General features: G+C 38.9%; 20 protein-coding genes. 3 read left to right on the forward strand and 17 right to left on the reverse strand.

Annotation, left to right across the window (positions count from 1 at the left end; genetic code table 11):
* The gene (locus MS2017_RS10245; protein WP_164707708.1) at positions 1–795 is read left to right on the forward strand and encodes an HNH endonuclease; all 795 of its coding nucleotides are present in this window, start codon (positions 1–3) and stop codon (positions 793–795) included.
* 352 nt (positions 796–1,147) lie between these two features.
* Here MS2017_RS10245 and MS2017_RS10250 read toward each other — a convergent pair whose 3' ends face one another.
* The 12 genes from MS2017_RS10250 to polA all read right to left on the reverse strand — a co-directional run bounded on the left by MS2017_RS10250 (position 1,148) and on the right by polA (position 20,380).
* The gene (locus MS2017_RS10250; protein ID WP_122952119.1) at positions 1,148–4,276 is read right to left on the reverse strand and encodes a UvrD-helicase domain-containing protein; all 3,129 of its coding nucleotides are present in this window, start codon (positions 4,274–4,276) and stop codon (positions 1,148–1,150) included.
* Positions 4,273–4,863: an RloB family protein gene (locus tag MS2017_RS10255; protein ID WP_122952120.1), complete on the reverse strand. Its 591-nt coding sequence runs from the start codon at positions 4,861–4,863 to the stop codon at positions 4,273–4,275. The genes MS2017_RS10250 and MS2017_RS10255 overlap by 4 nt, the downstream gene beginning before the upstream one ends.
* A 1-nt stretch (position 4,864) precedes the next feature.
* Entirely contained in the window at positions 4,865–6,109 is a 1,245-nt protein-coding gene (locus tag MS2017_RS10260) for an AAA family ATPase (RefSeq protein ID WP_122952121.1), read from the reverse strand.
* Positions 6,110–6,334: 225 nt separating this feature from the next.
* Entirely contained in the window at positions 6,335–6,949 is a 615-nt protein-coding gene (locus MS2017_RS10270; RefSeq protein ID WP_241156934.1) for a DUF4276 family protein, read from the reverse strand.
* 5 nt (positions 6,950–6,954) lie between these two features.
* Positions 6,955–8,046, reverse strand: a complete 1,092-nt coding sequence (locus MS2017_RS10275; protein WP_122952124.1) for an AAA family ATPase — start codon at positions 8,044–8,046, stop codon at positions 6,955–6,957.
* 3 nt (positions 8,047–8,049) lie between these two features.
* Positions 8,050–9,747, reverse strand: coding sequence for an arginine--tRNA ligase (gene argS, locus MS2017_RS10280; RefSeq protein ID WP_122952125.1), 1,698 nt, complete (start codon positions 9,745–9,747; stop codon positions 8,050–8,052).
* Complete coding sequence (locus tag MS2017_RS10285) at positions 9,744–11,009, reverse strand: McrC family protein (RefSeq protein ID WP_122952126.1); 1,266 nt, start codon at positions 11,007–11,009, stop codon at positions 9,744–9,746. The genes argS and MS2017_RS10285 overlap by 4 nt, the downstream gene beginning before the upstream one ends.
* Positions 11,010–11,011: 2 nt before the next feature.
* The gene (locus MS2017_RS11570) at positions 11,012–11,161 is read right to left on the reverse strand and encodes a hypothetical protein (protein WP_164707709.1); all 150 of its coding nucleotides are present in this window, start codon (positions 11,159–11,161) and stop codon (positions 11,012–11,014) included.
* On the reverse strand, positions 11,154–12,728 hold the full coding sequence (locus MS2017_RS10290) for an McrB family protein (protein WP_122952127.1): 1,575 nt from the start codon (positions 12,726–12,728) through the stop codon (positions 11,154–11,156). The genes MS2017_RS11570 and MS2017_RS10290 overlap by 8 nt, the downstream gene beginning before the upstream one ends.
* 186 nt (positions 12,729–12,914) lie before the next feature.
* Positions 12,915–16,976 carry a beta strand repeat-containing protein gene (locus MS2017_RS10295; protein WP_241156935.1) on the reverse strand — a complete coding sequence of 1,354 codons (4,062 nt, stop codon included), beginning with the start codon at positions 16,974–16,976 and terminating at the stop codon, positions 12,915–12,917.
* Between the two features lie 412 nt (positions 16,977–17,388).
* Positions 17,389–17,574, reverse strand: coding sequence for a hypothetical protein (locus MS2017_RS10300; protein ID WP_122952128.1), 186 nt, complete (start codon positions 17,572–17,574; stop codon positions 17,389–17,391).
* A 64-nt stretch (positions 17,575–17,638) separates the two neighbouring features.
* Positions 17,639–20,380, reverse strand: a complete 2,742-nt coding sequence (polA, locus tag MS2017_RS10305; protein ID WP_122952266.1) for a DNA polymerase I — start codon at positions 20,378–20,380, stop codon at positions 17,639–17,641.
* A gap of 150 nt (positions 20,381–20,530) precedes the next feature.
* On the opposite strand from polA, the gene MS2017_RS10310 reads away from it, so the two are divergent.
* The gene (locus MS2017_RS10310) at positions 20,531–21,250 is read left to right on the forward strand and encodes an ATP-binding cassette domain-containing protein (RefSeq protein WP_071563955.1); all 720 of its coding nucleotides are present in this window, start codon (positions 20,531–20,533) and stop codon (positions 21,248–21,250) included.
* Between the two features lie 46 nt (positions 21,251–21,296).
* Positions 21,297–22,112: a 2,3,4,5-tetrahydropyridine-2,6-dicarboxylate N-succinyltransferase gene (dapD, locus tag MS2017_RS10315; RefSeq protein WP_071563954.1), complete on the forward strand. Its 816-nt coding sequence runs from the start codon at positions 21,297–21,299 to the stop codon at positions 22,110–22,112.
* Between the two features lie 118 nt (positions 22,113–22,230).
* On the opposite strand, the gene MS2017_RS10320 is transcribed toward dapD, so the two are convergent.
* From MS2017_RS10320 to MS2017_RS10340, 5 genes are all read right to left on the reverse strand, one after another.
* The gene (locus tag MS2017_RS10320; protein WP_071563953.1) at positions 22,231–23,007 is read right to left on the reverse strand and encodes a lipase family protein; all 777 of its coding nucleotides are present in this window, start codon (positions 23,005–23,007) and stop codon (positions 22,231–22,233) included.
* Positions 23,008–23,044: 37 nt separating this feature from the next.
* Positions 23,045–24,271 carry a metallophosphoesterase gene (locus tag MS2017_RS10325; protein WP_122952129.1) on the reverse strand — a complete coding sequence of 409 codons (1,227 nt, stop codon included), beginning with the start codon at positions 24,269–24,271 and terminating at the stop codon, positions 23,045–23,047.
* A gap of 66 nt (positions 24,272–24,337) precedes the next feature.
* Positions 24,338–25,180, reverse strand: a complete 843-nt coding sequence (gene ubiA / locus MS2017_RS10330) for a 4-hydroxybenzoate octaprenyltransferase (protein WP_122952130.1) — start codon at positions 25,178–25,180, stop codon at positions 24,338–24,340.
* Positions 25,177–26,082, reverse strand: coding sequence for an RluA family pseudouridine synthase (locus MS2017_RS10335; RefSeq protein ID WP_122952131.1), 906 nt, complete (start codon positions 26,080–26,082; stop codon positions 25,177–25,179). The genes ubiA and MS2017_RS10335 overlap by 4 nt, the downstream gene beginning before the upstream one ends.
* Positions 26,079–26,849 carry a TatD family hydrolase gene (locus MS2017_RS10340; protein WP_071563949.1) on the reverse strand — a complete coding sequence of 257 codons (771 nt, stop codon included), beginning with the start codon at positions 26,847–26,849 and terminating at the stop codon, positions 26,079–26,081. The genes MS2017_RS10335 and MS2017_RS10340 overlap by 4 nt, the downstream gene beginning before the upstream one ends.
* Position 26,850: the final 1 nt, after the last annotated feature.

Consider the following 26,850-nt stretch of genomic DNA (forward strand, 5'->3'; position numbering starts at 1 on the left):
ATGGCAAGAGTTACAGAAGAACAACTTATTTTACCCGCTCTTTATTTAATGAATATTTCTCCAACTAAGAGTATTACTACAACTGAAATGAAAGAAGATTTAGTTGAAATTTTTAAACCAACAGGTAAAGATAATGAGTTGGCAGGAACAAGAGGCGACACTCTTTTTACTCAAAAAGTTCGTAATTTAAAATCACATGATAAGCTTGAAAAACTAGGATATGCCGTTTATCATGAAAAAATTGATGGTGAGCCAAGTGGAAGATTTGAGATAACAGTAGCAGGGAGGCAATATTTAGATAAAAACATGGATATTGTTGATTACTTACTTAACAATACTTTTTCATCAGAAGATTTAAAAGTGGCTTTTGCAACTGTTTACAATAATAGAGATAAAGTTAAAAAAATAGAAATTTTTGATGAAAATGCAACCGTGGTTGAAGGAACGCAAGCTATTGCTAGAACCAAAGTATATAAACGGTCAAATAAATTAAGAAAAAAAGCTATACAATTCTATACTGTTAATGATAGAATTAAATGTCAAGCTTGTTGTTTTGATTTTGAAGAATTTTATGGGGAGTATGGTAAAAACTTTATAGAGATACATCATCAAAAACCTGTATTCCAATTTGATGGAGATGATTTAGAGAGAACTATTAAAAAAGCCCTTGAAAATGTCATCCCCGTATGTTCAAATTGTCACAGAATGATACACAGAAGAAGAGATAACCCCCTTACCCTTGATGAATTAAAAGAGTATGTTCGGCAAGATTTAGATTTTTGTAGTGAAGATTAAATATTTAAAATGAAATCTGAGCCATCCGAACTAAAACTAACCCACAATCAAACAAGCCGTAAAATATGCTTAGAAACATACGATGAGGGCTTTTTTAACCCAAAGCATAGGATTCAGAATTAGTTGTAAAAAAGCCATTTAACGATATGGAGTGTGCCTGATGGTGGAGCACACAGAAAAAGAGGCTAGAGGGGATTTAGTTAAGGCTATTGGGGGGGGTAAGGAGAATTAAGCGGTGCTATTTTATTTCGTTTTTGGTTATAAAATTAGCTTCTAAAGAAACATTTTTGCTTTACAAAAAGCGATTCTCTTATTTTGGGTTGCTTTGCTACATACATAAGGGCGATAAATATTAACTCGTAGGCAGTTCAATTAAGACGGGAATAGCAGGGCAATATAAAGCACAATGCACTGGTATTTTATAAATTTCAGACAGTGCTGTTTTGTAGAATGACAATTGCTTTGTATGTTGATCCTGTTGGCGTTGGATAAATTTTTGCAACGGTTCATTGTCCGCAGGCTCGGCAGTTTTAAAGTCAATTATCCATAGCGTGCCTTGATCAATAAACAATCTATCAATAGCAATAGCGCGCCCATCCACGATAAACTCAGCCTCATTTACAGCACTCTCTCGTGCTTTAAATAGCCAATCAAATTTTGAATCACTTTTAGTATTCTCAAGTAATTTAACAATAAACCCTTGCCAGCGCTCAATGTCTTGTGGTGCTGTGCCGATTTCAATCAAGCGATTGCGAATATTCTGCGTGCTTGGCGTGAATAATTGTTGTTCGTAATATTGATGCACCAGCGAACCCAATGTACTTTTAAATAAACGCTCAAAGTTTTGCTGGTATTGAACAGATTCACCTTGTGTTTGCTCTTTGTTTGTAGATGCTTGTAATTGGGAAAATCGATGTAGCAAGGGTGTCTTTAGATCGGTTACGGTGTCGGGCGTTGTGTCAATTTTTTCAAAGCGATGCGTGAAAAATGGCATTAAAAATGCCAACAAAGAATTGCTACTGGCTTTACCAGATTGACTTACTGCACCCAATAAATGTAAATTTGTTTTGGCACGCGTCATTGCTACATACAATAAACGCATCGTTTCAAATTTATTTTGTTGCGATTCGATAAATTTCAAATATTCATAAGTGTCACTTTCACGCATATCAAGGGCGGATTTAATCGGTGCTAACAACAAAGATTGCTGAGGAAATTCACGCAATTGAATAATCGGCGCACTGTCACTCCTAGGCTTTTTACCTAAACTGGGAATAATAACAGTATCAAACTCCAGCCCTTTTGATGCATGAATGGTCATTAACTTGACCTGTGCTTTATCGCTGGGCGCATATAGGCTTTCCATTGCACTGGTAATGGCGGATATGTTAAGATTGTTGTGCTGTTCACAATGATGAATAATTTGCAAAAATTCATCTTTAATCGCCAATTCGGTATTTGATAATGTGGCATTTTCTAACCCCAATTGGTTGATGGTATGGGTTAGTAATTCAACAAAATTAAAGCGCCCTTGATTATTGACGGCATCTTGTAAACAATGATGCAAATGTTTGGCGCGTTTTTGCCCATCTTGACTCAGTTTCTCCAGCATACTGGTATCAACAAGTTGTTGATAAATAACACAAGAATCATCAGCGGATAACACCAACAAATCATTCAAAACAAGCCCACACCAAGGCGCACGCAAAATACTTAACCACGCCAATTTATCGCCCAAATGCAACAATGCTTTGGTAAGTGAAAGCAAATCACGGGTTAATAAATGGTTCTGCAATTTGGTAATCTCAACCGACTCAAAAATAATATTGTCGTCTTTAAGTTGTTGAGAAATATATTCTAAATGTGTCCGAGTGCGCACCAAAACTGCAATTGTGCCAGACGCATCTTCTTCTAAAGAGGTTTTGACAATCTTACTCACTGTTTGCGCCTCCAATCCAAATTGGTCGTGAGCAAAAGGATGAAACACAATGGCTTGCGCCTGTTCATCGTCTGAGTTTGAGTGCGAATGTGAATAAGAAATTGCCCCTTGATACACATCATTATGCACTGGGAAAATGGCTTGGAAAAAGTGATTATTACCTTCAACAATGCTTTTTGAAGAACGAAAATTGGTGCTTAATATCAGCGATTTTGGCGCAATATCAGCAATCCCTTGATCTTGTACCTGTAAAAATAAACCCACCTGCGATTCTCTAAATCGGTAAATTGACTGCATCGGGTCACCCACTAAAAACAAGGTCTTGCCATCCCCTTCTTGCCATTCATTAATCAGTTTTTCAATGGTGTTAAACTGCGATGCCGAGGTGTCTTGAAACTCATCAATCAACAAATGCTGAACTTTGTAATCCAAAAATAAAGCAATATCACTCACGCCCACAGTCTCATCCAATGCCTGATTAGCATTCAATGCCACTTCGATAAAATCGTGCGCTTGTTCACATTCAAAATGCAAGTTTAATTGTGCCACACAAAGTTTTAACACCTTGGCAATCGTTGCCAAAATATCAGATTGTTCTTGCGAAAAAACCACATCAGGCAAAGTATGTAATTGCTTCAATTCCAGTCTTAACGCCTCATTAAACAATTCTGCTGGTAATTTCTTTTCCAGAGCCTTGCGCCAACCGCCTGTTTTGGTCAAACAAAATTCAGCAATCAATTTCCATTTTTCCAAATCCGCACAATCTGCATCAGGCAACGCCGTAACCGTATTAAAATGTAAGTTATTGCTAGACAACATAAGCGCAAAAAAATCCTCACGCAAATGCAATTCTGCCAAGTTACGCAACCCCTCAAGGCTTTTAATGACAATCGTTTTAGCCGTATTCTGCAACACCTCAGGATCAATCACACCGTCCCTATACAAACGCGTAAGCCACTGGTCTCGCTTAGACAACATTTGCACCACCAAACTTTCAAATCTCACAACATTATTGTCCAAATGCAACAACAAACTGGCAATTGCCTGCCCATATTCCTCATCATCAATCATCAACAATGTCTGCCCAGCCGCCTCTTTATAAGCATTCTCACGCACCCATTGATCTGCCATAATTTGGCGTGGAACCAACTGGTCTGGCAAGGGAAAACGATTGGTAATCAAACTATAAAGCCCATCAATCGTTGAAATTTTCAAACGCTTTGGATTTTGCAACAACTGCCAATCTAAATCCTCTGAACGCTGCATAACACGAAGTGCCAAATCATAAGTTATCTGCTTATGCGCCGCCTCTGGCCGTGGGTCAAAACTGGATTTCAATGCCAACAAAACCCGCTGCGTCATTTCTGCAACCGCCTTATTTGTAAAAGTCATTGCAATAATATTCTCAGGCACCTCACAACTCGTTAATAACTTCAAATATCGTTGCGTCAATAACTCCGTCTTCCCCGAACCCGCAGGTGCTTGAATGATAAAAGACTGGCTAATGTCTAAGGCTTGTTGGCGTTGGGTTAAATCGTTCATTTTATCTGTTTTAAGTAGTCTATTAATTCATCCACATTGGTATGCGGATTATGCTTTGCATTTTGACATGCGATTGATACTTTATCTTGTAAGTTGTTAAAAATATTTTCCGACTTGTCATAATTGGGAAAATGTTGTTTAAACTTTTTATCTTTTTTAAGATCGTCAAAATTACTAAATGGTTTATCGGTTTTTACAAAATGCAGTAGCAACCAAAACTCAAAACAAGGCTCTGAAAAAGCATAATAATAAGTATTCTTGGGTGTTGCTTGGTCAATATGGCTTTTTGTTTGTTGATATTTTGCATGCCCATCTTTGTCGAAAACACAATACACCCTGTCAAAGGGGTTTCCTTGTTTTTTAGACGCTCTATAAAGTTCTTTTGCTCTGTTAAATAAACTATCAGGCGTTGTTTGTTTAATGTCTAATATTTCAATATTAACCGTGCTTAATTTTAAATATCCAATCAATTCCTTAAAGTAATTAACTTCAGTTTTACCCTCACAAACAATCAAAACTCTATCATAATCTTCTTTTGTTGGGGGCTCCCTAAAGTTAAAACCAGTCTTGATTCTGCATTTTGCCATATTATTGTTTTAAATAGGGTACGGCACCATAACGACCAGAAAGATAAGCGCTTTCCAAATTGTCCACGCCCTTTCTAACCTTAAAATCAGCAAGTGAAAAAACTTTCGTTGCATTATTTTCCTTTTCACAAAACCACACTTGATCTTTTCTAAAGGTATCTTGATTAAGTAATGATGTCTCATGGGTAACAAAAATAAGTTGTGCAGCGTTTTTATTAATCTCTGGATTGTGAAACATGCTCACTAAATACGCCACCAACTTTGGGTGCAAACTGTTATGCAACTCGTCCATTACTAGACAATAACCATTTTCCAATACATCTAACCATGGCCCCACAAGCCTAAATAGTTTTTGTGTGCCATTTGATTCTTGATCTTCAAAATCAAAAGACACCATGCTGCCATCATTGGAAATATGTTGCGTCTCCACCTTAAAATTCTTAAATTTTGACGCATCCAAATTCTTTTCTTTTAAAATTTTCTTAAATTCATCAGGGATTGTTTCTTCATCTACTTTTTCCTCAAACACAGAGAAACCCTCAATATTAATATCAGCTGCCTGCATGAATTCTAAAATTCCTCGCTTATTTCCTTGACTTTCATTTGCCTTGAGGCAAGTAAAGTTAAAATTCAAGGGCTCTTTATACATATCTTTTAACTTGTTGATAGCAGAAAAAACAATTGACAATAATTCGCTATTGAATTGCACAGCAGTTGACAAAAACAAAGAGTTGTCTTTGGTGCTGTCTTGCCAAATTTTCTTCTTGCCTTTAAGTCCACTCATTACCCCCCATTGAGTGGTAGATTTCCTGTCAATTAAATTTTGTGGACTGCCTTTTGGATATTGATACAACCATTCATCAATAATCTTTTCTTGAGTAGCAGAAAAACCATACACATAACGGATTCCGCCATCAATCAAATCTAGTTCAAACTCTGTAGGTTGTCCAACACTTTCTTTGGAAAGTAAAAAAGGCTCAATATTTTTAACGCCTTGATTCGGCTGGTAACCAAAGGAATCATCAATAATATTCAACATAGCCCCCAAAGCCCATACCAAGTTAGATTTACCGCTAGCATTGGCACCATAAATCACAGCACTATTAAGCACTTCAAGGGTTTTACCTGTAGATAACTCAACCGTTGTAAAGTTGTTTTCCAGTTCGTTCTTTTTGGTTTTTAACAAGCTAAGCGTTTGCTTTTCTTTGATTGAGCGAAAGTTAGTAATGCTAAATTCAAGCAACATAATTGATAAAAATATAAAACAAAGTTTATATTTTGACAGTTTTTGTCAAAAAGTCAAGTTTATTTATATTTTATTAGGCACAAACACACTTAATAATCCCAAACCGTTTGCCAATATTTGGGCAATTATAAGCACTATGTTTGCAATTTCTATATTTGAATTAGAATATAACTGTGAAAATTACTGACTAAATCACGCAAACAATAGATAGCATCTAATTCGTAATCAAGGGCGTTTTTTGATAGCGTTGGATGAAATCGTTCCAAGGCTTTCTAGTTGCGTCAACCAAGCATCAAAACCTTGGCATTTTTTTCGTATTTCTGTTAGCCCAATTTTTTTAAGAATATTCGGTGCATGTGTTGTTTTAATATATGTACAATGCTCTCCAATTCTTTTAGAAGGTGCAGTTTCTTTTGAATTATTAATTGTTTCTATGTTGCCAAACTCATTTAGAATACTATCAATCCAATTTTTATATGTATTTAACCCATCTGCCATTTTTTCACTATCACTAAACAATAATGCCTCAAATTCATACATTTGGATATAGGGGATAATCTTATCTCTTTGTGTTTCTTTGATCTTGTTTTTAATCTTATCCTCTAAACTTTCTTTAGTTTCGTTACCCCCTAACCCTTTCTTCTTAAAACCATAAAAATCATAAAAAGTCGTTATGTGATCATACTTATAGATCAAATCATTAAGTTTTGTTTCAATCCTATCAAGCCCAATCTTGCCCTTCATATTCTGCACAAAAACAAAAATACCAAGGTCTGCCAAATGTGGGACAATAACTTCTTTTATAAATTTATATTCTGAATGACCTTCTACTGAAATCAACAACCTTACCATTTTGGCTCACCGCCCAACAAGCCTTCACTCCAAGCCTCCCCAACTTGATAAGTTTCAATCCAGTCTTTAAAATATTTTTCTTCCAACCTTTTAAGTTTGGACTCACCATTTTCATAATTCACTACAATAAAATCATCAGGTTCAAAATAATTGGCCAATTCAACAGATTGGGTAGAAATGATGACTTGCGCCCCATCATTGGCAATGGCTTGAATAATTTCTGACAACACCGCAATTGCTGTTGGGTGTAACCCAATTTCTGGCTCATCCAGCACAATGGTACTAGGGCGTAATCCTTTAGGTTGTAAAAATAGGGTTGCCATACAAATAAAACGGGCTGTGCCATCGGATAAGGTTTGGGCTGAAAACCCTAAATTGCTCAAATCATTTTTATGTTGCCAACGCAGCAAAACATTTTCATCTTGAATATTGAAATCAAAATCTTGAAAATAGGGGGCAACGGTTTGCACTGCCTGGACTATGTTTTTATAGTCTTGTGAAAAATTGTTTTTTAAAGAATATAAAAAAGGTGCTAGATTAGAGGCAAAACTGTCTAAAAATTTATTTTCCCCTATGTTTTGGAAGGATTTGAATTTGGCTGTAGAAGAGGTATCGTGAAAATGATATAACTTACATTGTTTTAAATATTCTCTTGAATATTCAACAATTGGCTGTCGATTATTTTTAATGTCACTCTCTAAAGCATTCTGACTTATCACCCTATATGGTTGAGTATATTTTTCGCTACCATTCCAATAACCCTCGTCATGCCAAATAAATAAAGTATCTTTTTCGTTGTCTTTTATCAAAGAAATACGGTATCCATTATCTCTTAACTCTAAATCAATTGTTATCTCATCAGTTATTTGATTACCAAAATGTAAAAATCTCTCAGAGCCGCCATTTTGTTTAATATAAGTTTGCAGTCTTTGGGTGTTAATGTTTTCAAGCAGCCTAAAAATAGAAATAAAATTACTCTTGCCTGCGCCATTCGCACCAATCAAAACATTAATCGGCTTCATCTCTAAATCCAATTCTTTAATAGACTTAAAGCCTGTAATTTTAATGTTTGATAAATTGCCCATAACTCACATTTTATCAGGCGCAGACACACCCAATAACCCTAAACCGTTTGCCAACACTTGTTTGGTGGCTTGGATAAGTTGTAAACGGCTGGCTTGTAAATTTTTATCTTCAATAAGAAAATCGCAATTGTTGTAATAACTGTGGAAATCGCTGGCGAGATCACGCAGATAGTAGGCAACAACATGCGGTTCGTAATTAAGGGCGGCATTTTTAATGGTGTCGGCGTAACGACTGAGTTGTTTGATGAGGGTTTGTTCGTATTTATCGTTTAGTAAGGCTAAATCTGCTTGGCCGCTGTCTTGGGCTTTGTCCATTACGGAGCAAATGCGGGCGTGGGCATATTGGACATAAAACACGGGGTTTTCGTTGCTTTTGGATTTGGCTAAATTTAGGTCAAAGTCCATACTTTGTTCTGATTTGCGCAAAATATAGAAAAAACGCGCTGCATCGTTGCCCACTTCCTCACACAATTCTTTCAAGGTAACAAACGAACCACTGCGTGTGGACATCGGTATTTTGACGCCGTCTCGATACAGGTGAGCGAATTGTACCAGCAAAATTTCCAGTTTATCAGGGTTGTGATTCAGGGCTTTAATGGATGCTTTTACCCGAGCGATATAGCCGTGATGGTCAGCGCCCCAGATGTTGATAATTTTGTCATAACCTCGTTCAAACTTCTCAAGATGATAGGCAATATCAGAGGCAAAATAAGTGTGCATACCGTTATCACGCACCACAACACGGTCTAAATCATCGCCAAAATCGGTGGTTTTAAACCAAAGTGCGCCTGCTTTTTCGTAAATCTGCCCTGAGTCTTGTAATTTTTTCACCGTTTTTTCACTCAAGCCACTGTCCACTAAAGATTGCTCACAAAACCATTGCTGATATTCGACGCCAAACTCCGCCAAATCGGTTTTAATGCCACTTAAAATATCATTAATTGCCAAATCAAAGATTTTTTTATAATCACCACCCAATTGCGATTTACAATTAGCAATCAAACCATCAATGTGTTTTTCTTTGTCCCCACCCTCTTTTTCATCCTGACAAACGCCAGCAAAAATATCCTTTTTTTCAACACCCCTAATTTTTTTAGCAATATCAAAAATATAATCCCCCTGATAGCCATTATCTGGAAATTTATCCGTCTCTACATAACGCAAATAAACCGAAGTCGCCAAAATATCCATCTGCCGACCCGCATCATTCACATAATATTCATTATCAACCGCAAACCCTATCGCCCGCAACAGATTGGCAACACTCGCTCCATACGCCGCCCCCCGACCATGCCCCACATGCAATGGACCTGTCGGATTAGCAGACACAAACTCCAGCAACACCCGCTGTCCCTCGCCCACATTTGACAAACCATAATCTGCCCCCTGCTCAATAATACGATTAACAACCGACGCATTAGACCCCTGCGACATAAAGAAATTAATAAACCCCGGCCCCGCAATTTCAATTTTATCCACTGCCGAAGTATCCGGAAAATTCGCCTTAATCTGCTCTGCCAACACGCGTGGCGTACATTGCGCCTGTTTCGACAACACCATGGCAATATTAGAAGCAAAATCCCCTTGCGTCTTGTCTTTAGAATGATCAAGCCGCACAGCCTCAGGCACACTTTCCAGCACGCCTTTATCCACCAATACGGTTAACGCTTGCTTTAACAGGGTTTGCAGTTCTTGTTTCATAATACTTTCTCTAAACTAAAGTCTGTTATTTTATCATCATCAATCGGAAAAGGCACCACACCTAATTGTAAAGTTTTATCAAATTTAAACCCAAAAGGTTGGCTAAATTTACGCCATTGTGGATAAATTAAGAATACTTTTGACACGCCATATTTTTTACCATAAGCAAACAATTGATACACATCACTTTGGCTAATGCCTTTTTTCTTATCTAGATTGCCATTTTTATAAACCTGATTTTCGTCAATCAGTTTCCATTTTGTATCAAGAATATATGCCAGATCGCCATTTTCAACAATGGCTATATCGGGTTTCAAATTAAATGCTTTTGGCGTTTCTGATAAAGATTTGCTTGATATTTGCACTTTTAAACTGTATTTTTTACGCAATATCTTAACCACATACCTTTCAAACAACACCTCCATCGGCAATAAAAACGAAATCCCAGCGTTGTTGTCTTTCAGCGTAAAAGGACTTTGCTGATTCAAAATCAACTTCAACCACGGCAAAACACTTTGATAATAATTCAGCGCCCGACTGTTTGACCATTTGAAAAAATCATCTTGATAATTTGCCGATAACGGCACTTCGTCAAAAAAGGTTAAAAACCGTTTGACTAATTTTTGATTTTGATTGTCGTTACTCCATTTTAAAACCTGCATTAATGCCGAATGAATAAGGCGATTTTCTGCCCTATCAGGCGAAAAAACATCATATTCAATAGAAAATAAATGTTGCTTGTGTGGCGGTTCGTTAAGTTGCTTATGCGTTTGCAATTGCCCTTTTAAAAACTTTTCTTGTGCCTGAATTCTAGAATAATCCTGACGCACCCCTTGTTTAACAATCCCATCCACACAATCCAAAAACCAACCGATTAAGACCTCTGACAAAGGCTGGTTCTTAATTTGTAAATCCGCTTCTGTGCTTTTTATAAAGGGTAAATTATGCACAACCTTTAACATTTTTGTTAAAGTTTTACGGCTTTTTTCCGCATCTGCATCCTCACTTGTTTTAGGTAAAATTTCAATTTGAGTGCCATCTGGCGTGGTGATAACGCCGACAAAATTTTGAACCTTTAAAACTTTTGAATTTTTAAACTTTAAAAACCTATCTTCTTTATTGTCCGAATCAGCAAATTTTTCTAAATTTTCCCAAGCGTCTTTATTGAGATAAATTCTATCAATATTTTCACACTTATTCACATCACCCAAATGAATTTCACCCCATTCACGAATAACCAGCAGTTTTTTGTCACTGCTCATCTTTATTGACATTCAGGCAAATTTTGCGCTTCAATTCTAACCACTTTTTTGGTTTCTTCGTCCCAAACCACTGCGTAATGCCCCAAGGCTTTTTTTAATGCCAAAACTTTATTAACGCCTGCAATAATAGTAAATTTTGGGCTGTCATTCATCTTTATTTTTATAAATTTGCTGAAAATCTTCCGCTGTTAATTCGTCAATATTGGCTTTTTTATAACTGTCTTTTTGAATATTTTCATCGTCAAAAAACAACGACTCGTCAACTTCTATTTTTTGATAAAACTTACCCTCTTTATCATTCAAAACTTTTCTAATATTCTCAAAATCATCATAAAAATATTCCTCTAAAAGTGGCAAAATTTTATTTTTAAAAACATTTCTTAACCCACGCAAATCATCAATACCCATCAAAAATGAATGCCCAATTAAATGCTCTCGGTCGTATAAAATCTCAATCCTTTGATTGATAAAATCTAAGATTTCACCAACCTTAATACCATCAAAATCACCTTTAACCAAACCAACATCAGGTGCCATTTCAATAAAATCAAACCGTCTTCTAAGCGCCGTATCCATCATCGTCAAACTCCTATCCGCCGTGTTCATCGTGCCAATAATATACAAATTATTTGGCACCGAAAAATCTTCTTTTGAATACGGTAATTTAACCGATATAACTTCACTTTCCCCTGCTCGCTTGCTCGGCTCAATCAAAGTTATCAACTCGCCAAAAATCCGTGAGATATTACCACGGTTGATTTCATCAATAATTAAAACATGGGGTTTTAATACAGATTCTTCCAAAGAATTTTTGTCTATTTTTTCAAAAATATACTTTGCAATCTTTGGTTGATAAGAATAATGTCCATGGGTCTCATGAAAATCTTGTCTTTTCAAATATTCCAATATTGAATTTCTTGATAAAGTATATTCTTTATCTTTAGAATTTTTTATTTTTATCTTGTCATCAATATTTACTATTTCAAACCCTTGCCCTGTAATTGTTATAAATTGTTGACCGACTGTCAAATAATCATTAAATTCCATATCATCTAACTTAAGCTTTATTTTTTGTTGCCCCTTTGAATTTTCACAAATTTCTTTAAAAATGCCGCTTTCAATTTCGTAAGACAAATCCCCATCATCAGTTTTTGCTTTCAGTCCTTCTACAAAATCCTCATAGCTGAAACTTTGATGAAAGGTTACAAATTCAACTTGTGAGCCAAATTTCTCTTTTAACTTGCCAATACTATTAATGTCAGAATTACGATTTTCGCCTAACAAAATATCAAGTGCCTTATTGACGGTTGAATAAGTTTTTCCTGTGCCAGGTGGTCCGTATAAAATTTGGTTTAGTGGAGAGGCACACATTTTCACACCAAGCGTGGAAATAATTTGATTGTCTTCGTAAGTAGATTCTTGCTTGATTTTGTTAATGGTGATATTGCCTCTGTTAGCGAAGAATTCAGAATATCTAGCAATGGCGCACCTCCATGTTCCATTCCCATTATTTCCAACATTTGCATAGTCCCCATTTAGGCTATATTTTTGAGATATTCCATTAATTTTGTCTTGCTCTTGGATTTCATAAACATTGATCTCTTCGCCAATCCTTTGAGAATAATCTTGTGATATGCCGTTAATGGCACTTCTATATGAATTAGCAGTATTAGGCCGCTTACCTATACTAATAAGATAATCGTAAAATTCTTGTTTCAATTCCTACCCCTATTCTATTTTGTGGTGCAACTATTATAAAGAAATATCTCTCTATTATGTTTGATATTGCCCACACTCCCACACTATTACCTATGTAGATTATCTAAACAGTATAAGAACAAGAATACTTTTTTCGTTTCAAGAAAAACAAAACGATAATCAAGAGCGATTAAAAGGCACTCTTCATTAAAACACTGTTAAGTCTTGTGCTATCCATAATTCTGCAGTGGGGGCGTTGATGTTGCTATAAATATCATAAGTGATATTACCCTCTGTTTGCATAGAATCCTTGACAAAGGCATAGACCATAACTTCTATATCGACTTTATCACCTGAATTGCCAACAACTTTGAGAGTGTTGGTTTCACTGGAAATATCCAGTAAGTCATTGAGATTAAGTTTCAAGATATTATCACCTGAGCCTGTCAAATCAATGATTTCAATGTCTTGAATGCGACCATTGTCTATTTGACTCAGGTCTAGGTTAAGGTTGCTGCCTGCTAATTTTAGTGTATCACTACCGCCACCGCCATCAACACGAGCGAGTAAATGACTACCAAGTATACTGCTGTAGAGTTTATCAAGGTTGTTACTATTAATAATAATGGTGTCATCACCTGCGCCTGCATTAAAGACATCGGTGCCACCGCCACCTATTAAGATGTTGTCGCCTAAGCCAGCAACAAACAACTCATCAGTAAAAGTGCCTATATATTCGCGCTTGTCTCCTTGGAAATCAATTGCATGGGCAACGGCACCTTCGTCCTTACTAATATCTGCTAAATTAACAGCCTTTGTATCGGTTTTTCCAAATACCACATAAGATTTACCTGCGTCGATTCCAGAAGTAACGCCTTCAATTACAGTGCCAACAATCAAATCATCCAAGCCGTCACCATTGACATCGCCTGCTGAGGAGACTGAGAAGCCACTTTTATTATTAGTACTCTCACTATTAATAACAAAGCCACCTGTACCGAAGTCTGAGGCTATAGCTGATAAATTAACGGCAGCTCCGTTGGTCTTGCCAAATACCACATAAGATTTACCCGTACCAGAGCCACCATCAGGATTATAGGCACCAACAATCAAATCATCCAAGCCGTCGCCATTGACATCGCCTGCTGAGGAGACTGAGAAGCCACTTTTATCATTAGCATTCTCACCATTGATAACAAAGCCACCCACGCCAGAGGCTATGGTAGATAAATTAACAGCAGCTGTGTTATCCTTCTTGCCAAATACCACATAAGATTTACCTGCGTTGGAGCCAGAAGCGGAATCTGCCTTATGAGCACCAACAATCAAATCATCCAAGCCGTCGCCATTGACATCGCCTGCTGAGGAGACTGAGTTACCGCTATAATCTTGAGCATTCTCGCCATTGATAACAAAGCCACCCATGCCAGAGACTATGGCAGATAAATTAACAGCAGTTGTGTTATCCATCTTGCCAAACACCACATAAGATTTACCTGTTAAGAGGGGACCAGCAGTAAGCCTTGCACCTTTAGCACCAATAATCAAATCATCCAAGCCGTCGCCATTGACATCGCCTGCTGAGGAGACTGAGGAGCCACTTAGATCAAAAGTATTCTCGCCATTGATAACAAAACCGCCCGTGCCAGAGGCTATGGCAGATAAATTAACAGCAGTTGTGCTACCCTTCTTGCCAAATACCACATAAGACTTACCTGCGTAGGCGGAAGTAACAGTAGATGCATTATCAGCACCAACAATCAAATCATCCAAGCCGTCGCCATTGACATCGCCTGCTGAGGAGACTGAGGAGCCACTTAGATCAAAAGTATTCTCGCCATTGATAACAAAGCCGCCCATACCAGAGGCTATAACTGATAAATTAACGACCGCTCCGTTGGCCTTGCCAAATACCACATAAGATTTACCTGCATTGGAGGCAATAGCACCTGCACTTGGAGAGCCAACAATCAAATCATCCAAGCCGTCGCCATTGACATCGCCTGCTGAGGAGACTGAGAAGCCATCTTTATCCACAGCAGCCTCACCATTCATAACAAAGCCACCCGCACTCGTACCTAAAGCTATAGCCAATAAACTAACAGTGGTTTTGTCAGTTCTTCCGAATACGACATAAGATTTACCTGCTGCGCCTTCAACCTCATCAACAACAATCAAATCATCCAAGCCGTCACCATTGACATCGCCTGCTGAGGAGACTGACCAACCATTCCAAGTGCCAACACTCTGACCAATACTCTGGCCATCAATAACAAAGCCTTGTGTAGCAGGAGGTCTCACCGATACAGTAACGGCTTGCTCTGTTGCGTTGCCTGCAATATCAGTGGCAATAATGGTAAATGTGTCATCATTATGCACTGTCGTTTGTATTGTTTTGTAAGTGACTATTCCAGTATCATCAGTAATTGAAAATTTACTGGTGTTTGCATTTTTTATACTATAAGTGATACGATCTGCATCGCCAACGCTTGCTTGGGCGTTATAAACAGTGGTCGTAATAGGGGCGTTAACAAAGATATCGACTGTAGTAGATTGTTGGGCAAATATTGGACTTGTAGTGTCCACAACAATAGGCGAAATAATTTTAACGATGTCTGAAGCATTACCAGCTATATCAGTTTGTTTAATCTGAATGGCATTAGCACCATAAGTGCCTTCAACCAGCGTAAAACTACTGCCTTCGCCATTGGTAAAGTTTGTGCCACCATCAACAGAATACTGCCAAGTTATACCTGACTCTAAATCACCAACAGTAATCACGCCATCTTTGGTAATATCATCATCCAATGAACCGGTATTTACAAAGGTAAGCTTTGGTGTTACTGGAGAGGTAGCATCCACAACAATAGGCGCAATATTAGAGGCGATTGAGACATTGCCAACTACATCAGTTTGCCTAACCTGAATGTCCTTCCTGACATAAGTGCCTTCAGCCAGAGTAAAACTACTGCCTTCGCCATTAGTAAAGCTAGTACCATGATTAATAGAATACTGCCAAGTTATACCTGACTGTAAATTACCAACAGTAATCACGCCATTTTTGGTAATACCATCACCCAATAAACCAGTATCTGTAAAGTCAAATGTTGGCATTGTTGGCGCAATTTTGTCAATCGTTACCGCCCTTACTATTTCTTGACCTGTAACATTGCCATCATTGCCAGATAATTTAACAGTAACAATGTAATTACCGTTTTCAAGTTGCGAAGTCCAAGTGTCGTTATTGACTAAAGTCCAAGTGTTGTCGTCATTAATACTCGGAAGAAGATTGGCGTCAAGCGTATAAGTAGTATCAGTACCCTCTCGTTTAAAGGTAATACTGGTAATAACAATACTGTTAATATTTATGCCAGTAACTGTACCACCCAAAGTAGCCATTGCCAATTCTTCAATATTGATACTATCATTACCACCAATATTATCCCAAGCAACTGTGGTGGATAAAACAAAATCTTTCACCGATATAGTAACGAGTTGCTTTGTTTCATTACCTGCAGTATCAGTAGCAATAATGGTAACTTTGTCGTCATCATGTATTGTTGTTTGTTTTTGCTTATATTTTAGTTCACCCCTCTCGCTAATCGTAAATTTGTCTTTTTGATTTCCATCTTCTAAAGCGTAAGTAACTATATTATTGTCTGTTGCTACTGCCTTATATATTACTTCTGATGCATCGGTGTTTGTTCTAACACCAACAGTAGTTGAACTGATAAATGAAGGGGCTGTGGTGTCCACAACAATAGGAGAAGTGTTTGTAATTTCTGAGACTTTGCCAGTTGCATCAGTTAGTTTAATCTTAATAGCATTGGCGGCATGAGTGCCTTCAACTAGCGTAAAACTATTACCTATACCATTGGTATAATAAGCGCCACCATCAATAGAATACTGCCAAGTTTCGCCTTCCTTCACGCCACTAACAGTAATCACAACACTGCTGGTAAAGCCACCTGTATCTGCAAAGGTAAATGTTAGCGGTGTATCATCGTCATTATTATCACTACCACTACTACTAACAACAGCCACAATGGCTGCAACCACAACCGCCGATACAATTCCTATATTCGAAGTAACGACATTAAAAAAACTTTGATTGCCACTTGTACGGACTGCACCAGATTCTGTAGAAACAATAGATTGTTCGCCATAAAAATACACCACTTGGGTGCCGTCTTCTAAAGTAAAGAAGGCATCAGCAACAATGTGATAAAGCCCACCGTCTTCGGTGGGCAGAGAAACCAAGCAAGACAAATCAGTCTTGCAAATAGTAAAATAGTTATCAAAGACAATAACGCCTTCTTTTAATGCTACTTCTAAATCATCATCAACCCTTTTGGCAATTAGGCTTGTCTTTTTAGGGTTGAAATCTTTGGGGTTTAATTGATAAGCGATACCGACTTGAGTCTGAATGTGTTGAATGTCTTTGGTAATAACAATGACTTCTTCATTAAGTTTATTGGAGGCTTTTTGTGCTTTATTTTGTAGCGTTACAACTTGTTTCTGTGTTAATGTTTGGATATTTTTCTCCCTGTTCCATTTCTTGCAACTCCATTATACCTTGATATAAGCGAGATGCTTATCCTTATTAACGCCTCACCTCTAGTAGCAAAAACCAGCCTTTGGCAAGAACGAGGCAAAGCTATTGCCCAAAAATTAGAAAAACTTAATAACACAACTCTGTCAAAGGTCTCATATTGTGCCAAGTGCGAATGAATAATATAGGGCTTATAATCGCCTCGGTATTAGCAGTAAAAATACCTGTGCTACTTATTGATAACATGGGTATTAAGGTGGTGTCAATTAACACGATTAACTTTTGTGCTTTCTTGTCGTATAAATCAACACTCATTTTGTGGTTTTTAAAGGTTGGCCATTTAAATCAATAAGCAGGCTGATGGTGGGAGGGTTGGTGTTTAGTGGGCTTCTTGCCAAGAGTTGCCGATGCCGATATCAACTTTAAGGGGGATGGTGAGGGGGTGGGTGACTTCCATTAGGTTTTGGATTTTGTGGGAAAATTCGGTGGCTTTGTTGGCGTTGACTTCGAATACCAGTTCGTCGTGGACTTGCATAATCATTTTGATATCAGGGTTGTTGGTGCCGATCCAGATGTGGATATCAAGCATAGCTTTTTTAATAATATCGGCTGAGGATCCTTGCATTGGGGCGTTGATGGCGGTACGGAGGGCGTGCTGTTGGAGCATTTTATTTTTGGCGTTGATTTGGGGGAGGTATAGGCGTCTGCCGAGGATTGTTTCGACATAGCCTTGGGTTTTGGCGATTTCTTTGGTGGTTTCCATGTATTTTGCGACGGCGGGGTAGTTGGCAAAATAGGCGTCAATATATTGTTTGGCTTCGGTGCGGGAGACTTCGATTTGCTTGGCAAGACCGAAGGCACTCATACCGTAGATTAGGCCGAAATTAATGGCTTTGGCTTTGCGGCGATGGTCGCTGGTAACTTGTTCGATGGGGATATTGAACATCATTGATGCGGTGGTGCGGTGGACATCCATATCGTTGTTAAATGCATCTAGGAGGTGTGCATCTTGGGAAATATGCGCCATAATGCGTAACTCAATTTGTGAGTAATCAGCGGCGATAATCACATTGCCTGTTTGGGCAATAAAGGCACCACGGATGCGGGCGCCTTGTTCGGTGCGGATGGGGATGTTTTGCAAATTTGGATTGGCGGAGGACAATCGACCTGTGGCGGTAACGGCTTGATGGTAGGAGGTGTGTAGGCGTTTGGTGGTTAAATCTAGTTGTTTGGGCAATGCTTCAAGGTAGGTGGAATTAAGTTTTGCCAGTGTGCGGTAGCTTAGAATCAAATCTACCAAGGGGTGATCTAAGAGTTTGAGGGCTTCTTCGTTGGTTGAGGGGGCGCCTTTAGGGGTTTTTTTCTTGGGTTCTAGCCCAAGACCTTCTGCGCTGAATAAAATTTGCTGAATTTGCTTGGGTGATTCTAGGTTAAAAGCATCGCCTGCGAGTTCAAATGCTTGGGTTTGAATGGCTGTCATTTGCTTGGCAACATCAATTTGCTGGGTGTTAAGTGCTTGGGAATCTAGGGCGACGCCGTTGCGCTCCATTGTTACCAGAACGGGGATGAGGGGCAATTCTACTTGTAGATAAAGTTTGTATAAATCTGGGTATTTCACCAATTCGTGTGCCAATGTTTCGTTAAGTTTGTGCGTTACAATCACATCTTCACAGGCGTAAGGGGCGGCAATGTCAATGTTTACTTGATTAAATGGGAGTTGTTTTTTGCCTTTGCCAGCCACATCGGCAAAATGGATGGTTTCGTGTTGTAGATAAAACACGCTCAAATCATCCATATTGTGCCGAGTGGCAACTGAGTTTAGGCAATAAGATTTCAGCATGGTGTCATCGATAATGCCATTTAACTCAAGGTGATAATTCGCCAAAACATGGGCATCGTATTTTAGATTCTGTCCGACTTTGCCGATGGCAGCGTTTTCCAAAATTGGTTTTAATTGATTAAGCACTGTGTGGCTATCTAATTGCTGTGGCGCATCTAAATAATCGTGTCCAACGGGAATGTAAAAACTGTCCTTGTCCACCAAAAATACCCAGCCAACAATGTGTGCATTCATATAATCAAGTGAGGTGGTTTCTAGGTCAAATACAAAACTTTTACACTGCTCTAACCGTGCTACTAAATGCTCAAAATCTCCTTGATTAAAGACAACTGTTTGCGTGTATTGATCCAGCCAATCGGCTTTAGGTTGGGCGACTTGGGGCGTTTCTGCTAATGGGGTTGTTGGGGCAAGTGTTTCAGGGGGGGCGCTGTGTCCCAATTGTTGAAACCAGACTTTAAATCCGTATTGTTGGTAAAGACTGGACAATTTTGCGTTATCAGCATCTGGCTCATCGTCCAAAATATCGCATGGCAAAGGCACATCAAATTTGAGTTGAACCAAGCGATAGGACAACGCCAATAAATCAAAATTCTCACGCAATTTTTCGCCCACTTTGCCCTTAATTTGCTCGGCATTGGCTTTAACGCCTTCAATTGAACCAAATTGTTCTAGCCATTTAACCGCCGTTTTTGGGCCAACGCTTGGCACGCCGGGGATATTGTCTGCACTATCGCCAGTAAGTGCCAACAAATCTAAGATTTGCTCAGGGAGAACGCCCATTTTTTCAACCACACCTTGGCGGTCGTACAAAGTGCCTTTCATGTCTAATTGAAAAACATTAGCACTCACCAACTGCATTAAATCCTTATCACTACTGGCAATCAATGTTTTGATATTTTGCTTATCTGCATAAGTTGCTAATGTTGCAATGACATCATCCGCTTCAACTTTGTCAACACAAATAAAATGCAGTCCCATGGCACGCACAATCTCATACAATGGCTCAGTTTGCATGATAAGTTCTTCATCAGCTGGTTTTCTGTGTGCTTTGTATTCTGGGTAAATATCATGGCGAAAATTCTTTCCCTTGGCATCAAAAATTGCAATTATCTTTGCTGCTGGGTGCTGATGTTGTAAGCGCTTAATGGCGTTTATCACACCAAACATAGCACCGGTTGGAAAGCCCTCGTCATTGCTTAAATTTTGTGCAAGGGTGGAGAAATACGCTCGGAATAAAAAGGCAGTTCCGTCTAATAAGATAAATTGATAAGGTTGTTGCATAATGGTTAAAGACCTTTGCAGTGCATAGGCTTTTTTTAAGGGTTGGAAAAATATAATAGATTTTATCCTTCTACGAGGGTTGTTAAAGATATTTTTAAAAAGTTTTTGGTATAAAATGCAGATTTTAACACCCAATTTTTCCAAAAAATCATGTCAAAAACGCTCATCAGTGCCAATCACATTAGCCTCAGTCACCACGGCAAAAAGGTACTAGATGATGTGAGTTTTGAGCTAAAAGCAGGTGAATTTATCACCTTAATTGGGCCCAATGGCGCTGGCAAGAGTTCGTTGATTAAAATCTTGCTTGGGCTGATTGCCTCTGACCATGGAAAGATTAAAAAATCTAAAGACATAAGATTGGGCTACACGCCACAAAAATTCATTGCCAATGAATTTATTCCAATTATAGTGGCTGATTTTCTCAAACTCAATCAAAAGATTGACACCCAGTTTTTAACCGATATCGCCACACTCACTGGCATTGAAACACGACTAAACTTACCCCTAAGCAGTTTATCTGGTGGCGAAATGCAACGCGTATTGCTCGCCCGTGCATTACTAGCAAAGCCCAATGTCCTTATCCTTGACGAGCCTGCACAAAACCTTGATATTGATGGACAAATGCAACTCTACAAACTCATTCAAGACATTCATCAACAACAAGATTGCGCCGTCTTAATGGTCTCTCACGACCTGCATCGAGTCATGAAAGAATCAACCCAAGTGCTGTGCCTATATCGCCATATTTGTTGTATGGGTCAACCTGAAACCCTTATTAAAAACCGTCAATTTAACGATTTATTTGCCGACCAAATGGATGAATTGATGGCAACTTACGAACATCATCACAATCATTGTCATAAAGATTAGTGGCTTGCCCTGATATAATGTTTATTTTTTGAACGATGGATAAATTATGAAGGATATTATTGAAGCAGCTTTTGAAAACAGAGCCAACCTTAACCCACAATCAGCCAGCACGGAAATCAAACAAGCCGTTGCCGAAGCCATTCACCTACTTGACTCAGGACAAGCACGCGTCGCCGAGCAAAAAGGGGTGGGTGATTGGGTGGTCAACGAATGGCTAAAAAAAGCGGTGTTATTGTCTTTTAGACTAGAGGACAATGTGCCTATGCAAGGCGGTTTTACCCAATATTATGACAAAGTTCCTTCAAAATTTGCCACTATGTCCGCAGACGAATTTGCAGCAGCAGGCGTTCGTGTCGTTCCCCCGGCAAGCGCACGCCGAGGTTCTTTTATCGCCAAAGACACCGTGCTAATGCCCAGTTATGTCAATATTGGCGCTTATGTGGATTCAGGCACTATGGTAGATACTTGGGCAACTGTTGGCTCATGCGCACAAATTGGTAAAAATGTTCACTTGTCTGGTGGCGTTGGTATTGGTGGCGTATTAGAGCCATTGCAGGCTAGCCCAACGATTATTGAAGACAACTGCTTTATCGGCGCTCGTTCAGAGGTTGTGGAAGGGGTGATTGTGGAAGAGGGTGCGGTGATTTCAATGGGTGTTTATATTGGACAATCTACCAAAATTTTCAATCGTGAAACAGGGGAAATTACTTATGGTCGTGTGCCAGCAGGATCGGTTGTTGTTTCGGGTAATTTGCCTTCAAAAGACGGCAGTTATTCACTTTACTGTGCAGTAATTGTTAAACAAGTTGATGCCAAAACTCGCTCTAAAGTAGGCATTAATGAGTTGTTAAGAGGTATTTAACTGCTGGACTGAGAGGTTTTTGTGTAAATATGAATATGCATCAATAATCCACTTTTTCGCCCACTGGGTCATTTGTTTAAACCGTAAAATCCACCAAGTTGGCAAAAAAAATTAAATATTATTCTTCATTCGTATTTGCACAAAGACCTTCTTTCATTTTTTCCAGCTGACTGATGTAGTTAGGTAATAAATGGTCCTCCGCCCAGTCTTCAATGCAGCCACTGCCAAAGGTTATACTAAATTCTTGATTTACATGCTGATAATAACAACCTAAGGTGTTTTTTAAAGGCAATTTTGGCACTTCGTCGTTTACATTAACCACTCGCCAAGAATTGAGGTTTGCATTGTTGTATATTGCAGCATATTCAGGAGAGCCTGTGCGAGGCGCTGCAAATGAGTAGAGAATAAGGTCTTGATATTCTGTATGCTTGACAATATCAAGTGCATTCAACACAGCAAGAGCGCCACCCAAACTGTGGCCAGTCAAATATATATTGCCTTTTATTTGCCTCTCTTTAAGAAAGTTCAAAACCTTGACCTGAGGGGAGAAAATTTTTTCTGCCAATGTATATACTTGATAAAACCCAGATTCAACTTTGCTGCCTTCTGTAAGGTAAGCACAATCTTCTTGCTCAAAGTCAATCGCTTCAAACCACTCTTCAATGGTAAGAACACCACGCCAACTAATATAAATATCCCCTCCTTTAGAGGCGATAAAGCCCAATGGATAAGGGTCACCTTCATGCGTTGTTTGGAATGTGATTTCTAATTTATAGCCCTCAGGTACTGTCCATTTTTTGCCTTTTATATAATCAACATATTGAGCATATGTCGCAGCGCTCAAATGAGCCAATTCTAAGGCTAGGTTTATATCAAATTTTTTTGATGAAGTCATTTTAATTGAATTGAGTGTTAATATCAGTCAAGCAAAACTATTGGCAAATCAATGAAGCACGCTTGTTGGGGAACCATATACATTTTCCAACATTACTTCCTTTTTGATTATAAAATCTAAAGACTTTATCCTTGTCGGTCAAAATTCCGTAGCCGAAACCTGAGCGAGAATAAACAAAATTAGCCTTATGTTTGTTAATATCAACGGATTTTTTCGTGGTGTTACCCACTTTGTATAATGCTGTGCCGCTATTGCCAACAATCAGTTGATCGTAATCGGTGTGCATATCTAACACTTGTAAATAATGTGCGTGCCCAGCAATAAATAGGGTGCGATTAGGCAGTAGGTTTTTGAAGGCCATTTGTTGGGTTAAATTGCCATAATAATATTTGGATTTAATCTTATTATAGGTCCACATAGGTCGGTGTGTCAGCACTATATTGGTCGAATCTTTGTCAAGTTTTAACTGCTCTATTGTCTTTTTATACAGTGCTAATTGTGTGTCGGAGGTACGGTCGTCCTGACCATAACTACTGTCAAACATAATATAATTAACATTTTTCAACTTAAACATATAGGGTTTTTCCATCTCGGCACAAGTTTGCCCAGTATATGCCCATGGCGATAAATAGCGGGACCAGCCATTTTTTGCCCTACTGCAATTTTCATGATTGCCCCTAGAAAAGGCAATGACTGCAGATTGAAACAACGAACTTGCAGGTGTAAACCAATCGGCATTCCAAGTGTCCCAATTGTATCCACTTGGCGAACCTTTGCAACCTTTATTGCCCTTAGGACAGGGGGTTTCCCGGTAAAAATAATCACCTACATGTAAAATTATGTCAGGGGTTTTTGAGGCAATACTGGCACTTAATTCACGAAACGGCCAAGCCTTAACATCGTTACAGTCTTGGACGCTAGTTTTCTTAATCCGACACCCTGTGTCGCCTAATATCGCAACACGATTTACTTCACTGGGTAAAGTAGGCAACACCCGCTGTTGAATTTTGATTGAATGGGTGTCACGGCTAACCAACAATTCACAGACTGCTGGAAAATTCGCCACCTTAGGCGCTCTTAATTTCATCACAGTAGGAACATTATTGATGTGTGCCACTGGACATTGTTTGTCATTTAATAAAATGGCTCTAACGCTAAGTTGATTATTTGCCGCCATTTGTACCCATCGATAAGGGGATTGTGCGTAAGTCAAAGATGACAATAATAACAACGAAATAGCAATAATAAACTTAGAAAAATTCATAAAAACTCCTTAGAGAGACCTTTGCATAAATATAAATAATCATCCATATTTACGCAAAGGTCTCAGTTAATAACTGACGCTAAAAATAACACCAAACAACACACTCATACCAATATATTGATTGTGCAAAAATGCCTTAAAATAGGCACTTTTTTCCCGTTTTTTAATTAAAAACTGATGGTAGATCATTAGCCCTAGCACCATAAAAAGCATAAAAAAATATTCTAATTTTAACGCAAATACCAACCCAATTATCAATAAAAGACTTATTAATATCAATTGTAATATGGCAATAATCAAACGGTCAAACTTTGCAAATAAAATAGCCGTGGATTTAACGCCAATCTTTAAGTCCTCTTCCCTATCTGCCATTGCATACATCGTATCGTAAATAACCGTCCAAACAACCGTTGCGAAGAAAACCCACCACGCCTCACTCGGCACACTGCCCTTTGTGGCAGCAAAAGCCATCGGTACACTCATCGCAAATGCACAGCCAAGCACGAATTGCGGCAGATGTGTCCAGCGTTTGGTAAATGGGTAAAGTGTCGCTAAAAAACCTGCAATTACTGCCAATTGAACGGTTAAAGCATTGGTCAACAACACCAAGCCAAAGGCAATCATCATCATTATAAAAAATAAAATCAGTGCCGACTTAGGATGAATTTCACCTGTTGTAATAGGGCGATTGTGTGTGCGTTCAATCAATTTATCGATTTTTCTATCGGCATAATCATTAATCACACAACCTGCTGAACGCATTAAAACCACGCCTAAAACAAAAATCAGGCATAACTTTAAATCAGGCAAACCCTCTGCCGCCAAAAACAATGCCCATAAAGCAGGATAAAGCAAAAGAGCAATGCCAATCGGCTTATCCAAACGCATCAGGCGAAAATAAGCATTCATAATGTTGCCAAAAATGCCTTTAATTCAGCTGACAACGGCGCTTTAACGGTTTGAATTTCTTCCGTACTTGGATTGGTAAAAGTTAATTGATGGGCATGTAAAAACAAACGCCTCAGACCTTGAGCATGTAATTTACGGTCAAATTCCCTGTCGCCATATTTATCATCACCCGCCAACGGATGCCCTGCATATTGCGCATGCACACGGATTTGATGCATTCGCCCAGTTTCAATTAACACTTCAACCAAAGCCGCATCAATACGGTCGAAATTTTTCAACGGTTGAAAATGACTCAACGCCTCTTTGCCTTTAACATCCACCACTGTGCAACGAGAATTTTGATGCAAAGGCGCATCAATCGTATGGCGTTTTTTTGACCAAGTGCCTTTAACTAAAGCGGTATAACGCTTTTCCATTTGATGCTGCACCAATTGTTCATGCAAATTTTTCAACACACTGCGTTTTTTGGCAATCAACAACACACCCGAAGTCGCTCTATCAATACGATGCACCAACTCCACAGGCGTGTTATACATATCTCTCAACGCCTCAATCACCCCCACATCAATCCCACTGCCACCATGGACTGCTAAACCACTCGGCTTATTGATGATCAACAACCCTTTGTCTTCATATAAAATACTCTCAGTCAATAATTTCTTAAGACCGTCAGAAGTTTTACCAGACTTTGGCTCGGCAACCCGAATAGGGGGAATGCGCACCACATCATCCATTTGTAATTTGTAATCCGCCTTTTTCCTGCCTTTATTAACCCGCACCTCGCCCTTACGAATTACCCGATAAATATGCGATTTTGGCACGCCCTTTAGATGTTTTAATAAATAATTATCCAAGCGTTGCCCCACAGCAAATTCATCAACTGTTTGAAAAATAACGCTCATAAGGCAAACAAGGTTTTAAAATTACTCGTGGTAGCACTGGCAATTGTCTCAATGCTTACGCCCCGAATTTCAGCTAATTTTTCAGCCGTATAATAAGTATAAGCAGGTGAATTAGGCTTACCACGATAAGGCACAGGGGTCAAATAAGGCGCATCCGTTTCCACCAAAATCCTATCCAACGGCACTTTTTTAGCAACCTCTCGCAAATCCCCCGCACTCTTAAAAGTAATAATGCCTGAAAATGAAATATAAAAACCCAAATCCAACGCCGCCTTAGCCGTCTCCCAATCCTCAGAAAAACAATGCATCACCCCTTTCTGTGCCTGCTCTTCACGCATAATCTCAATAGTATCCGCCCTAGCATTCCGAGTATGAATAATCATCGGCTTACCCGAACGATTTGAAGCCTGAATATGTCGCCTAAAACGCGCCCTCTGCCAGTCAGCAGTGTCTTTTTCCACATGAAAATAATCCAACCCCGTCTCCCCAATAGCAATAATATTATCATCCTGAGCCAACGCCAATAACGCCTCCACACTCGGATCCTGCCCCTCCATTTCACAAGGATGCACCCCCACCGACGCATAAATCTGCGGATACTTTTTCGCCAAAGCCAACACCTCATCAAAATGCTCCAAATCAATACAAACGCACAAAAATGTCTCCACCGATAGCGTCTTAGCATGCACCAACAAACTTTCCATACTACCGCCAAATGCGGATAAATCTACTCTGTCGAGATGGCAATGTGAGTCAATAATTTTCATC

Origin of the sequence: Bathymodiolus thermophilus thioautotrophic gill symbiont, from assembly GCF_003711265.1 — a bacterium.
Lineage (GTDB): Bacteria > Pseudomonadota > Gammaproteobacteria > PS1 > Pseudothioglobaceae > Thiodubiliella.